The sequence below is a fragment of the Streptomyces sp. NPDC026206 genome, from assembly GCF_040638465.1.
Lineage (GTDB): Bacteria > Actinomycetota > Actinomycetes > Streptomycetales > Streptomycetaceae > Streptomyces.
In genome coordinates this window covers 231,814-244,235 of the sequence record NZ_JBEZYL010000001.1, presented here as the reverse complement: position 1 = coordinate 244,235, position 12,422 = coordinate 231,814, and the positions used below count along the sequence as shown (strand labels likewise).

The following is a 12,422-nucleotide window of genomic DNA, read 5'->3' as shown; positions in this document are numbered from 1 at the left end:
CGGCCGATGTGCCCGACCAGGACAGGAACCCGTCCGCACAGCCACACACCACCGGCAGCGCCCAGGCCGACTCGGTCGACAACCATCACCACTTCCAGCCCACCGTCGACTGCCGCAAGGGCACCCGCGCGGCCGGCGCCTCCTTCTCGCCCAGTTCCGCCACGGGCACCGACCGTTCCATCACGGTCTGCTACGCCGCCGGCGGATCCCACCACCCCTCTCACACCACCATCAGCGCACTGCTCAGCAACGCTCTCTAGCCCAACGAGGAGCACCACCGTGAACGACAACCGCACGCCGCAGGCCCAGCCGGCCGCCGCCTGCACCGCCCGTAGTCAGCGTCGGCTCGCACGCGCCGCAGTGATGGCCGCCACCCTGCTGGCCACAGGGATGGCCATCACCGCACCGGCCTCCGCCGTCAGCGTCGGCGCCGCCCTCGGCAGCGCCACCAACGGAGTCAGCCAGATCACCGGTGGGCTCGCCGGCTGATCCGGTCCCACGGATCACCCCCCCCCGGCCCCGGCCCTTCCTCACCCGATATCGGCCGGGGCCGCCGGGCCCGGCACACGAGATGACGACGCCTCGCTGCCCGACACCACCCCTTGATGCAGCCCGAAACGTACAGATCGGAAACTGGTCATGCGCGCACTGATCCGCAAATCGGCCGTCACCGCCGCACTGGCTGTCGGAGCATTCGCCCCGACAGCCGGAATCGCCCAGGCGGACGGCGTGGACAACCACCACGACTTCAGGCCCACCATCGACTGCCGCAAGAACACCTACGGCGCCCTCGCCATCTTCTCCCCGACCGTCTACTACAACTCCACCGACCGCTCCACTACGGTCTGCTACGCCAATGACAATGCCGGCCACCCCTCAGTGACACATCTCTTCGGCCTGCTCAACCTGGGCCAGTAGGCACACCTCGGGACTCTGAGGTCTGCCCGGCGTGTGCCGCACCGGCCTTGGTCGTTTACCGGAGCAGGCACCACTGTCAGACCCCAGTGCGACCATCTCGCCGTGACCCCACACCACGTGACTCTCGTCCATGACAACTGGCCCGCGAAGACGCCCGATTACTACGCCTCGCTTGCCGCCGCCCCACCCGTCGGCTTCGAGTTCTCGTACAAGACCTGGGGCTACTACCCCGGCATCAGCGGCAGCCGCGAGGCGCCGACGCGTTTCCACGCCATCGCGAGCGTCGTGGCCGAAGTCGCCGCCGCGCACGGCGTCCTGCTCAACGACGCGGGGGTCGAGAAACCCCAGGAGTGGATGGGCGACGAGCACAACCAGCAGACCATTGCCCATCTGCTGCTGATGGCGGTCCACCGGGCCGCCTACTGCGGCCTCACCGTGGACGACCTGACGGAGTTCCTGCGCTCGACGGCGTCGGCACACGCGAGCGCGGGCCGCATCAGCGACGCCCCCGTCGAACGATGAGCGGGGTGGCTCGCCCGCTGACCGCGCGGCGGCGGAAGGGGGCGAGCCACCCGCGCTCAGACAGCGGTGCGCTCCACCGGGATCCACAGCTCCGCGTCCGCGTGTGTGCCGTCCTGCGACGGGCGGACACGCAGGATCTCGGGGCCGGGCCTGCTCCGGTAGGGGTTGGAGGGGAACCACTGCGTGAACACGTCCCGCCACAGGTGCTGGAGCGCCTGCGGGAACGGGCCGGAGTTCTCGAAGACGGCCCACGTGCCCGCCGGGACGGCGAGGGCGTCGAGGCCCTCGGGCGCCTCGGGCGCCTCGGCTCCTGTCACCACGCCGTGGTAGTAGTCGAATTCGGTGCCCTCCGCCCGGCTGGGGTCGAGGTCGTCGCTCACCGCGACGATGCCGCGCGGCTCCTGGTCGGACAGCGCCGTGATGCGCCCTATCGTCTCCGGGGCGATGCCCCGGATGAACTCGCCGATCGCCGGGTTCATTCCTTCATGGACGAGGGGGACGCGGGCCTTCCTGCCGACCACACGGAACTCCTCCTTCTGCACAACCTTGTACTGCATGCTGCTGCTCCCTTCGATGATGAGGCGGAAGGACATCCGTGGCTGGGACTGCAGAGCCGCTCCGGTCCGCCTGGCCTCGCCGGGACCCACCCCGTGCATGCTGCGGAACGCACGCGCGAACGCCTCCCCCGAGGCGTAGCCGTAGCGCACCGCGACCTCCAGCAGGGTCCGCTCACCGGCGAGCACCTCGGCGCCCGCGACGGTGAGGCGCCTGCGCCGGACGTACTCCGACAGCGGCATCCCGGCCAGTGCGGAGAACAGCCGCCGGAAGTGGTACTCCGACGTCACCGCGATCCGCGCCAGTTCCGCCACGTCGACCGGCTCGCCGAGATGCGCGTCGAGGTGCGCGTCGATGTGGTCCATGGCCTGGTTCAGCCGTTCCAGCACCGCTGACTCCTTCCCTTTCACTCACTCACGTTAGGAAGAACCCACCCTGCCCGACCCGACATCCTGTGCCCGGCCCGGTCGGGTAGGTGCCCCGCGGTGGGGCCGCCACCTGCGGGGATCCGCCCACAGCGCAAGTCCGGACACGGCGGCCGGGCCGCTGGCACACTCCCGATCATGAATACCCATGACTTCATCGAAACGCTGCGGGACGAGGGCCGGTTGTTCGCGGACGCCGCCGAGCGGGCCGGGGCCGACGCCCCCGTACCTAGTTGCCCGGAGTGGAGGATGCGGGACCTCGTCGTCCACCTGGGGTCGGTCCACCGGTGGGCTGCCGCTTACGTGGCCGGGGGCTCGCAGCAGCCGATACCCCTGCCCGAGGCGCCGCAGCTGGACGACGACGCGCTCGTGCCGTGGCTGCGCGAGGGACACAACCGCCTGGTCGAAACGCTCGCTTCGGCCCCGTCGGACCTGTCCTGCTGGACGTTCCTGCCCGCTCCCTCGTCCCTGGCCTTCTGGGCGCGCCGCCAAGCACACGAGACCACCGTTCACCGGGTAGACGCCGAGACCGCGCTCGGCGGCTCCCTCTCCCCCGTGCGACCGGCCTTCGCGGCCGACGGCATCGACGAACTGCTCGCCGGCTTCCACGCGTCGGACCGGTCCCCGGTACGCACCGAATCCCCGCGAACCCTGTGCATCCAGCCCACGGACGTGCCGAATACGACCTGGACGGTGCACCTCTCCGACGCCACGCCCCGCACCGAACGCACCACCGGCGCGCCGAGCACAGCGGCCGACTGCACCTACGAGGGCTCGGCGGCCGACCTGTACCTCGTGCTGTGGAACCGCCTCCCCGTGGCAGCGGTGAAGCTCGACGGCGACCCCACGCTCGCCCACCTATGGCGCGACCGCTCCGGCTTCTGAGGGTTCCCGCTGACGCCGGTCTTCCGCATGCCGTAGGGCGCCGGTGCGCCCCGCACACGCCCTTGACGCAGCAATCGCGTCAGGGGCAAGGTCATGCAAGGTGGAGCAACCACTCTCCAGGGGAGGCCCGCATGGCACTACGGTTCGTTGGAATCGACCCCGGGACAGGCGGAGGCAACTGCCCCGCCGTATGGGTCGATACGGACGCGAAGCCGGAGCCGGACCTGCTCTTCCAAGGGTGGCTGGTCGATGAGGTGACTCAGGCCGAGTGCCTGAAGGACAGCCCCAGGCCCGGCACAGAAGCGGTTATCCGCGTTCCGGCACGGATGGTGCCCCTGATCAGGGAGGCGTGCGATGTCGCAGAGCGTACCCAGCTTTGAGGAACTGCTGGATTCTGCCCTGCACTCTGCTGTCCACCTGGAGATGCGTGACATCTACAGCGTGGACGAGGAGCGCGAACACTTCGCGGCCTGGAGGCAGGGCGGAAGAGCCGACGATCCCGGGTCGGCGCAGTGGCGCCCTTGGGCCGACCTCGTCAGGCGCACGGTGGGCCGTGGTGTGGTGATGCGCAGGGCGCGCGTCGTCTCGGAGCCGGTGACGGAGTACATCCGCTACGAGCACGCCGGCACGTCCGTGAACGTCGGCGCCGGCGAGCAGGTACGGTGGCTGCCGAGGCACAGGGCATCGGACATCGCCCTGCCGGGCAACGACTTCTGGCTGATCGACGACCTCGTCGTGCGGTTCAACGTGTTCACAGGCGACGGGAAAGCGGCAGAACCACAGGTCAACAAGGATCCATCGGTGATCAAGTTGTGTGCGTCGGCCTTCGACGCAGTGTGGGACCGGGCGGTCCCGCACGAGGACTTCGAGATCGTCTGAGCACAGGACACCGGACAGCCAGCTCATGCCCGCACCGAAATCCAGCAGCGTTCAGCAGGCCCGCGACTCCATCGCCGCCCGCCTTCGCGACATCCGTCTGGACGCCGAGCTGACGGGGCGTGAGCTGGCTGCACGGTGCGGCTGGAGCGAGTCGAAATCCTCGCGGATCGAGAGCGCCAGAACGCCGCCCTCCGCCTCCGACATCCGCAAGTGGTGTTCGGCCTGTGGCGCTGACGATCAGGCGCCGGACCTGATCGCGGCGAACCGCACGGCCGACTCCATGCATGTCCAGTGGAAGCGCCTGCACAGGACAGGCATCAGACGACATCAGGAGTCGGCCGTCCCGCTGTACAGGCAAACGCGTCAGTTCCGCGTGTACTGCTCCAACGTCATTCCTGGCCTCGTACAGACCGAGGCGTACGCCACGGCTCTCCTGTCCACCATCAGCGATTTCCAGGGCACCCCGGACGACGCTCCGGAGGCTGCGGCGGCGCGGGTCGAACGCTCCCGCGTCATCAGGGAGGGGCACCACCGGTTCGCTCTGCTCATGGAAGAAGACGTCCTCTACCACCACTTCGGCGACGCCGAGGTGATGGCCGGCCAGCTCGGCTACCTCTTGGCCGCCATGGCGCTCCCGTCGGTGTCCCTGGGGGTCATCCCTCGCGGGGCCCATCGGCGTATGTGGACGCTGGAAACGTTCATGATCTTCGACGACCGGGAAGTACAGGTCGAACTCCTGACAGCCGAGTTGAGGATCACGCCGCCGGGCGACATCGCCACCTACACCAAGGCGTTCTCCCGCCTCTGCCGTGTCGCGGTTCACGGAGCAGCGGCCCGTGGACTGATCAGTGATGCGATTCGCTCACTCGGTTAGCCGTAGCCGTACGCAAGCCCGTGCAAGGCCGTAGAACACGATCTACCGCCAGGTCTACGGTTCCCTCACGCTCTCGACCGACAGGAAGCGAGGCAGCCATGGGCAAGAAGGGCGGCGACCACTCCGGGAAGCCCGACACGGCCGGCAGTGACGGCCATCGGGACAAACCCCCCGGGCCCACGAAGCCGTACGAGCCTCCGAAGAAGTGAGGCCGCATGTGCACGAAGGAGCAGCTCCTCCGGGAGCTGGAAGGCAAAGGCGTCGTCACGCCGGAATGGCGTGACGTGGTCGCTTCCGTGGACCGCGCCCACTTCATCCCCGAGGTCTTCGAGGGGCATGACCGCCGCACGGAACCGGAGCGCTGGAAGCGAGCCGTCTACTCGGACGTACCTCTCGTCACTCAGGTGAATGACGGCATTCCGGTGGAGGACGGCGGGTTCAGGCTCTCCACGTCGTCCTCCTCAATGCCGTCGGTCATGCTCGAGATGCTGGACCTGCTCGATGTCCGCGAAGGCCGGAGGGTGCTGGAGATCGGCACCGGTACCGGTTACCACGCCGCCTGGCTGTGCCACCGGCTGGGCGACGCGAACGTGACCAGTGTCGAGATCGACGCGGCAGTCCTGTCCACAGCCGTGGGCAACCTCGCAAAGGCCGGGTACCACCCGGCCACCGTTCTCGGGAACGGCCGGGACGGACATCGCCGCGGCGCACCCTATGACCGGGTGATCAGCACCTGCACCATGCGGGAGGTACCGCAGGCGTGGCTGGAGCAGTGCCCCGACGGGCGCGTCGTCACTCCGTGGGGCAGCAGCTTCTTCGGCGGGTCCTTCGCCACGCTGGATGTGGTGGACGGGACGGCGCACGGCAGCTTCTCCGGTGACCCGGCCTTCATGTGGGACCGCACGCAGAGGGCCGGGGCCGGCCGTGTTCGCGACTTCTACCGAGGGGAGGAGGGGCAGAAGTCCACCACCGATGTGGAGCCGCAGAACGTGATCCAGGACGACCCCGCGTTCTTCACCGCTCTGAGCCTGACCGACGCGTGGTACCGCTGGTGCGAAGCGGAGGACAGCAGTGGGGAGGCCACCCTGTGGTTCGTCACGGACGACGGCAGCTCCTGGGCCGCCGTCGAGTACGCCCCGGGCCGGGCGGCGTACGAGGTGGAGCAGTACGGCCCCCGCGCTCTCTGGGACGAGGTCCTGGTGGCGTTCCTGCGGTGGCACGAGCTGGGGAAACCGGAACGCTCCCGCTTCGGCCTGACCGTCGACGGCGACGGGCAGCGGGTGTGGCTGGACACCCCGCAGAACGTCGTCGGCCCGTCGTAGCCCGGCGACATGGCGAAAGCCCCCGCCGCAGCGGGGGCTTTCGTCGTGCGTCAGCAGGTCACGACCGGCAGGTCACGACCCGCACTCACGACCGGCAGTCATGACTAGCAAGTCACGCGATGCGGTCCAGCACGATCGGGTTCGGCGTGAAGGCCGTGCCCGCCGGGGAGATCTCCACGCCGCCGTCGAGCGCGGCGAGGGCGTAGTCGAACTTCTCCGGGGTGTCGGTGTGCAGCGTCATCAGCGGCTGGCCGGCCGTGACGGTGTCGCCCGGCTTGGCGTGCAGCTCGATGCCGGCGCCGGCCTGCACCGGGTCCTCCTTGCGGGCGCGGCCGGCGCCCAGGCGCCAGGCGGAGACGCCCACGGCGTAGGCGTCGAGCGCGGTGAGGACGCCGGAGGAGGCGGCGGTCACGACGTGCTGCTCGCGGGCCACCGGCAGGGTCGCGTCCGGGTCGCCGCCCTGGGCGATGATCATGCGGCGCCAGTGGTCCATGGCGGAGCCGTCGGCGAGGGCCTTGGCCGGGTCGGCGTCGGGGAGTCCGGCCGCGGTGAGCATCTCGCGGGCGAGGGCCAGGGTCAGCTCGACGACGTCCGCCGGGCCGCCACCCGCCAGGACCTCGACCGACTCGCGGACCTCGAGGGCGTTGCCCGCGGTGAGGCCGAGGGGGGTGGACATGTCGGTGAGCAGGGCGACGGTCTTGACGCCGTGGTCGGTGCCGAGGCCGACCATCGTGCTCGCCAGCTCGCGGGCGTCGGCGATGTTCTTCATGAACGCGCCGGAGCCGACCTTGACGTCGAGGACGAGCGAGCCCGTGCCCTCGGCGATCTTCTTCGACATGATCGAGGAGGCGATCAGCGGGATCGCCTCGACCGTGCCGGTGACGTCGCGCAGCGCGTAGAGCTTCTTGTCGGCCGGGGCCAGGCCGTCGCCGGCGGCGCAGATGACGGAGCCGACGTTGCGCAGGACGTCCATCATCTCGTCGTTGGAGAGCAGCGCGCGCCAGCCGGGGATGGACTCCAGCTTGTCGAGCGTGCCGCCCGTGTGGCCGAGGCCGCGGCCGGAGAGCTGCGGCACGGCCGCGCCGCAGGCTGCGACGAGGGGGGCCAGCGGCAGGGTGATCTTGTCGCCGACGCCGCCGGTGGAGTGCTTGTCCGAGGTCGGCACGGGCAGGGACGAGAAGTCCATGCGCTCGCCGGACTTGATCATCGCCGCCGTCCAGCGGGCGATCTCCGCGCGGTCCATGCCGTTGAGCAGGATCGCCATCGCGAGCGAGGACATCTGCTCGTCGGCGACCTCACCACGGGTGTACGCGTCGATGATCCAGTCGATCTGCCCGTCGGTCAGACGGCCGCGGTCGCGCTTGGTGCGGATTACGGAAATGGCGTCCATCAGCACATTTTCCTTAGGTTCGTGCGTCCTCAGTCTTCCCGGGGCCGGAAAGTGACCCGGACGGGCTGAAGCATCAGCCCGTCCGGCGCTTGAGGACATCTTCAACGATTCAGGTCAGCGGGCCCAAACGCATCGGGCAGCAGCTCCGACAGCGGGCGGATGCCCTTCGTCGTGTCCACGGCCAGCTCGGGGCCGCCGTGCTCCCAGAGCAGCTGTCGGCAGCGGCCGCACGGCATCAGGATGTTGCCGTGCAGGTCGCAGCAGGTGAAGGCCGTCAGACGGCCGCCGCCGGAGGCGACGAGGGAGGAGATCAGACCGCATTCGGCGCACAGGGCGACGCCGTAGGCGGCGTTCTCCACGTTGCAGCCGGTCACGGTGCGGCCGTCGTCGACGAGGGCCGCGGCGCCGACGGGGAAGCGGGAGTAGGGGGCGTAGGCCCGGGACATGGCGCCCCGGGCCTGCGCGCGCAAGTCCTCCCAGTCGGGGGCCTCCCGGACGGGAAGGTTCGTCACTTTCCCTGGCCCTTCCGGTACGGCTTGCCGTCGGCCTTGGGCATCCGCAGGCGTTGCGCGGACAGCGACAGGACCAGCAGCGTCGCGACGTAGGGGGTGGCGTCGACGAACTCCAGCGGCACGGTCTTGGTGAGCACGTACCAGGCGATGAGCGCCACGGCCACGACACCGCTGATGATCGCGGGCTTCTTCCTGCCGGCCTTCAGGCGCCACAGCGCCAGGCCGACCAGCAGCACCGCGACGAGCAGCAGCAGCGCGTGGACGGTCGGGCCGCCCGAGCGCAGCTGGAGGCTGTCCATGAAGCCGAACAGGCCGGCGCCCATGGCGACGCCGCCCGGCCGCCAGTTACCGAAGATCATCGTGGCGAGGCCGATGTAGCCGCGGCCACCGGTCTGGCCGTCGGAGTACATGTGCGTGCCGATGGCCAGGAACGCGCCGCCCAGGCCCGCGAGGGCGCCGGAGACGACCACGGCCCAGTACTTGTACTTGTAGACGTTGACGCCGAGGGACTCGGCGGCCACCGGGCTCTCACCGCAGGAGCGCAGGCGCAGGCCGAAGGCCGAGCGCCACAGCACGTAGAACGTGCCGACGAACAGCAGCGCCGCGACGATCGTCAGCCAGGACACGTCGGAGACGAGGCCGTCGAGGATGCCGGCGACGTCGGAGACGAGGAACCAGTGGTGCTTCTCGATCGAGTTCAGCCAGTCGGACAGGCCGGGGATCGAGAAGTGCCCCATGTTCTCCATGACGGGCGACTGCTTGTCGTTGCCGCCCGCCTGCTGGGCCGCGCTGCCCTCGGCACCGAACCACAGCTTGGCGAGGTACTGGGTGACGCCCAGCGACAGGATGTTGATGGCCACACCGGAGATGATGTGGTCCACGTTGAAGGTGACGGTGGCCACGGCGTGGATGAGGCCGCCGATGGCGCCGCCGACGACGCCGGCGAGAGCCGCCGCCCACGGGCCGTGCTGCCAGCCGATCCAGCCGGCGCTGAAGGTGCCGAGCATCATCATGCCTTCGAGGCCGATGTTGACGACGCCCGCCCGCTCGGCCCACAGGCCGCCGAGGCCCGCGAGTCCGATGGGCACGGCCGCGCCGAGGGCGCCGCTGAACTGACCGGAGGAGGTCAGGTCGTCGGCGCCGGTGATGACGCGCAGCGCTGAGAGCAGGATCAGCGCGCCCGCGATGCCCAGCAGGACGACGGGGTAGGAGAGCTTGCGCCGCTCGCCCTTGTTCTTGTTCTTGCCGCTCAGCCGGTCGGCGAGCGCAGAGGTGAAGGTCGTACTCATGCGGAGGCCTCCGCCTTGTCGCTCTTACGGGCCTGGGCGGCGAGCTCCTCGCCGACCTTGCGCTGCTGGACCTTGAGTCCGTACCGGCGCACGATCTCGTAGGCGATGACGACGCACAGGACGATGACGCCCTGGATCACGCCGACGATCTCCTGGGCGTAGCCCTCGAACTCGAGCTGGGTGCCGGTGCGCTCCAGGAAGCCCCAGAGCAGGGCCGCCAGGGCCATGCCGATGGGGTTGTTGCGGCCGAGCAGCGCGATGGCGATACCCGTGAAACCGATGCCGGTGGGGAAGTCGGTGCCGTAGTTGTACGAGACGCCGAGCAGGGTCGGCATGCCGACGAGGCCCGCCATGGCGCCGGAGAGCACCATCGAGGTGATCACCATGCGCTTGACGTTGACGCCGCTGGCCTCCGCCGCGGACTCGGACCGGCCGACGGTGCGCAGGTCGAAGCCGAAGCGGGTGCGGTTCAGGACGAACCAGTAGGCGGCACCTGCGATGGCCGCGACGACGACGAAGCCGTAGAGGGGCTTCGGCGTGGTCGGGATCTCGAAGAAGTGCGCGGAGTCGGGCAGGTAGGGCGTGTGGATGAGGTTGCCCTCCTTCTCCGCCAGCCGCCCGTCCTGCAGGAAGTAGCCGATGACCGAGGCGCCGATGGCGTTCAGCATGATGGTGCTGATCACCTCGCTGACGCCGCGGGTGGTCTTCAGCAGACCGGCGATGCCCGCCCAGAGGGCGCCGACCGCCATCGCGACGATGATGATCACCGGGATCTCGACGATGCCCGGCAGCGTCAGGGCGCCACCGACGACCGCGGCGAAGAAGGCCGCGATGCGGTACTGGCCGTCGACGCCGATGTTGAACAGGTTCATCCGGAAGCCGATGGCCACCGCCAGCGCGGACAGGTAGTACGGCGTCGCCTTGTTGATGATCCAGACCTGGCTGTCGGCCTTGGAGCCGAACTCCACCATCACCTGGTAGGCGTGGAACGGGTCCTTGCCGGTGGCCGCGATGATGACCGAGGTGATCACCAGGGCGGTGACGATCGCCAGGACCGGGGCGGCGAAGCCCAGGATCAGCTTGTTCTTGTCGAACTTCTTCACTTCGAGTCACCGCCTTCCGGGGTCTCGGTGTCGTCGTTGCCGGTCTCGGTGGCTTCCCCGGCCTCGGGCGCCTCGGCGCCCTCCGTGTGCTCGAGGTGGCCGGATGCGGCGCCGGTCATGGCCGAGCCCAACTCCTCCGGGGTGATCGTCGCGGGGTCGGCGTCGGCGACCAGGCGGCCGCGGAACATCACCCGCAGGGTGTCGGAGAGCCCGATCAGCTCGTCCAGGTCGGCGGAGATCAGCAGGACCGCCAGTCCCTCGCGGCGCGCCTCGCGGATCTGGTCCCAGATCTGCGCCTGCGCGCCGACGTCCACGCCCCGGGTGGGGTGCGCGGCGATGAGCAGCTTGGGCAGGTGGCTCATCTCGCGGCCGACGATCAGCTTCTGCTGGTTGCCGCCGGACAGCGAGGCCGCGGTGACGTCGATGCCGGGGGTGCGCACGTCGTACTCGCGCACGATCCGCTCGGTGTCGGCGCGGGCGGCCTTGTTGTCGATGAGGCCGCGCTTGCTGTTCGGCTTCTCGGTGACGTGGCCGAGGATGCGGTTCTCCCACAGCGGCGCTTCGAGCAGCAGGCCGTGGCGATGGCGGTCCTCGGGGATGTACCCGATGCCGTCCTCGCGGCGCTTGCGCGTGGGGGCCTGGGTGATGTCGGCGCCGTCGAGCGTGACGGTGCCGCCGTCGGGGTGGCGCATGCCCATGATGGCCTCGACGAGCTCGGCCTGGCCGTTGCCCTCCACGCCCGCGAGGCCGAGGACCTCGCCCTTGTGGATGGTGAAGGTGATGCCGTCGAGCACCGCGCGGACGACGCCGTCGGAGTCGGTGGCCGACAGGTGCAGGCCGTCGACGGTGAGCATCGGCGTGTCGGTGACCGTGGACTCACGGGTCTCCGGCGAGGGCAGCTCCTCGCCCACCATCAGCTCGGCGAGCTGCTTGGGCGTGGTCTCGCTGGGGATCGCGGTGCCGACGGTGGTGCCGCGCCGGATGACGGTGATGTCGTCGGCGACGGACAGCACCTCGCCCAGCTTGTGCGAGATGAAGATGACCGTCAGGCCCTCGGACTTGAGCTCGCGCAGGTTGTCGAAGAGCGCGTCGACCTCCTGCGGGACCAGGACGGCGGTCGGCTCGTCGAGGATCAGCGTGCGGGCGCCGCGGTAGAGGACCTTGAGGATCTCCACGCGCTGGCGGTCGGCGACGCCGAGGTCCTCCACGAGAACGTCAGGGCGCACGCCCAGGCCGTACGCGTCGGAGATCTCCTTGATCTTCGCGCGGGCCTTGTTGCCGATGCCGTGGAGCTTCTCGGCGCCCAGGACGACGTTCTCCAGGACGGTGAGGTTGTCGGCGAGCATGAAGTGCTGGTGCACCATGCCGATGCCGCGCCCGATGGCGTCTGCGGGCGTGTGCAGGGTGACCTGCTCGCCGTCCAGGGTGATGGTGCCCTCGTCCGGCTTCTGCATGCCGTAGAGGATCTTCATCAGGGTGGACTTGCCGGCACCGTTCTCGCCGCACAGGGCGTGGACGGTACCGCGGCGCACCGTGAGGTGGATGTCGTGGTTGGCCACGACGCCGGGGAACCGCTTGGTGATGCCCGCGAGCTCCACCGCGGGGGCGGCGGTACTGCTGGTGTCTGTGGTGGACGCTTTGATGGCGCACTCTCCTCGGGGAAGGGAGCGGGGAGTCGGCTCGGCCGTGCGGGGGAACGGCGGGGCCGGCTGGGCGGGGGCGACGCTACACGGGTCAACGGGACGCTA

Annotated in this window: 15 protein-coding genes; 9 read left to right on the top strand and 6 right to left on the bottom strand. The window is 69.6% G+C overall.

Annotation, left to right across the window (positions count from 1 at the left end):
* Nucleotides 1–8 precede the first annotated feature (8 nt).
* From AB0F13_RS01120 to AB0F13_RS01105, 4 genes are all read left to right on the top strand, one after another.
* A complete protein-coding gene (locus tag AB0F13_RS01120) occupies nt 9–260 on the top strand; it encodes a hypothetical protein (RefSeq protein ID WP_362073110.1) in 252 nt (83 codons plus the stop codon).
* A 19-nt stretch (nt 261–279) separates the two neighbouring features.
* On the top strand, nt 280–489 hold the full coding sequence (locus AB0F13_RS01115; RefSeq protein ID WP_362073107.1) for a hypothetical protein: 210 nt from the start codon (nt 280–282) through the stop codon (nt 487–489).
* Nucleotides 490–639: 150 nt separating this feature from the next.
* Nucleotides 640–918 (top strand): hypothetical protein, encoded by a 279-nt coding sequence (locus tag AB0F13_RS01110; protein WP_362073105.1) that lies wholly within the window; start codon nt 640–642, stop codon nt 916–918.
* Nucleotides 919–1,020: 102 nt separating this feature from the next.
* A complete protein-coding gene (locus tag AB0F13_RS01105) occupies nt 1,021–1,440 on the top strand; it encodes a hypothetical protein (protein ID WP_362073102.1) in 420 nt (139 codons plus the stop codon).
* 56 nt (nt 1,441–1,496) lie between these two features.
* Here the strand turns inward: AB0F13_RS01105 and AB0F13_RS01100 are convergent, their stop codons facing one another.
* A complete protein-coding gene (locus AB0F13_RS01100) occupies nt 1,497–2,384 on the bottom strand; it encodes an AraC family transcriptional regulator (protein WP_362073099.1) in 888 nt (295 codons plus the stop codon).
* Nucleotides 2,385–2,558: 174 nt separating this feature from the next.
* Between AB0F13_RS01100 and AB0F13_RS01095 the strand changes: the two genes are divergently transcribed.
* From AB0F13_RS01095 to AB0F13_RS01075, 5 genes are all read left to right on the top strand, one after another.
* The gene (locus tag AB0F13_RS01095; RefSeq protein ID WP_362073096.1) at nt 2,559–3,305 is read left to right on the top strand and encodes a maleylpyruvate isomerase family mycothiol-dependent enzyme; all 747 of its coding nucleotides are present in this window, start codon (nt 2,559–2,561) and stop codon (nt 3,303–3,305) included.
* Nucleotides 3,306–3,436: 131 nt separating this feature from the next.
* On the top strand, nt 3,437–3,685 hold the full coding sequence (locus AB0F13_RS01090) for a hypothetical protein (RefSeq protein WP_362073093.1): 249 nt from the start codon (nt 3,437–3,439) through the stop codon (nt 3,683–3,685).
* A complete protein-coding gene (locus tag AB0F13_RS01085; RefSeq protein WP_362073090.1) occupies nt 3,660–4,184 on the top strand; it encodes a DUF6879 family protein in 525 nt (174 codons plus the stop codon). Before AB0F13_RS01090 ends, AB0F13_RS01085 begins: the two co-directional genes overlap by 26 nt.
* Nucleotides 4,185–4,209: 25 nt before the next feature.
* Nucleotides 4,210–5,058, top strand: a complete 849-nt coding sequence (locus AB0F13_RS01080; protein WP_362073087.1) for a helix-turn-helix transcriptional regulator — start codon at nt 4,210–4,212, stop codon at nt 5,056–5,058.
* Between the two features lie 215 nt (nt 5,059–5,273).
* Nucleotides 5,274–6,380: a methyltransferase domain-containing protein gene (locus AB0F13_RS01075; RefSeq protein ID WP_362073084.1), complete on the top strand. Its 1,107-nt coding sequence runs from the start codon at nt 5,274–5,276 to the stop codon at nt 6,378–6,380.
* 112 nt (nt 6,381–6,492) lie between these two features.
* On the opposite strand, the gene AB0F13_RS01070 is transcribed toward AB0F13_RS01075, so the two are convergent.
* The 5 genes from AB0F13_RS01070 to AB0F13_RS01050 form a co-directional block, all read right to left on the bottom strand.
* Nucleotides 6,493–7,776 (bottom strand): thymidine phosphorylase, encoded by a 1,284-nt coding sequence (locus AB0F13_RS01070; RefSeq protein WP_362073081.1) that lies wholly within the window; start codon nt 7,774–7,776, stop codon nt 6,493–6,495.
* A gap of 95 nt (nt 7,777–7,871) precedes the next feature.
* Nucleotides 7,872–8,282 carry a cytidine deaminase gene (locus AB0F13_RS01065; protein WP_362073078.1) on the bottom strand — a complete coding sequence of 137 codons (411 nt, stop codon included), beginning with the start codon at nt 8,280–8,282 and terminating at the stop codon, nt 7,872–7,874.
* Nucleotides 8,279–9,571 (bottom strand): ABC transporter permease, encoded by a 1,293-nt coding sequence (locus AB0F13_RS01060; RefSeq protein ID WP_362073075.1) that lies wholly within the window; start codon nt 9,569–9,571, stop codon nt 8,279–8,281. Before AB0F13_RS01060 ends, AB0F13_RS01065 begins: the two co-directional genes overlap by 4 nt.
* Nucleotides 9,568–10,674: an ABC transporter permease gene (locus AB0F13_RS01055; protein WP_362073072.1), complete on the bottom strand. Its 1,107-nt coding sequence runs from the start codon at nt 10,672–10,674 to the stop codon at nt 9,568–9,570. Before AB0F13_RS01055 ends, AB0F13_RS01060 begins: the two co-directional genes overlap by 4 nt.
* Nucleotides 10,671–12,272, bottom strand: a complete 1,602-nt coding sequence (locus tag AB0F13_RS01050; RefSeq protein ID WP_362073069.1) for an ABC transporter ATP-binding protein — start codon at nt 12,270–12,272, stop codon at nt 10,671–10,673. The genes AB0F13_RS01055 and AB0F13_RS01050 overlap by 4 nt, the downstream gene beginning before the upstream one ends.
* Nucleotides 12,273–12,422 lie beyond the last annotated feature (150 nt).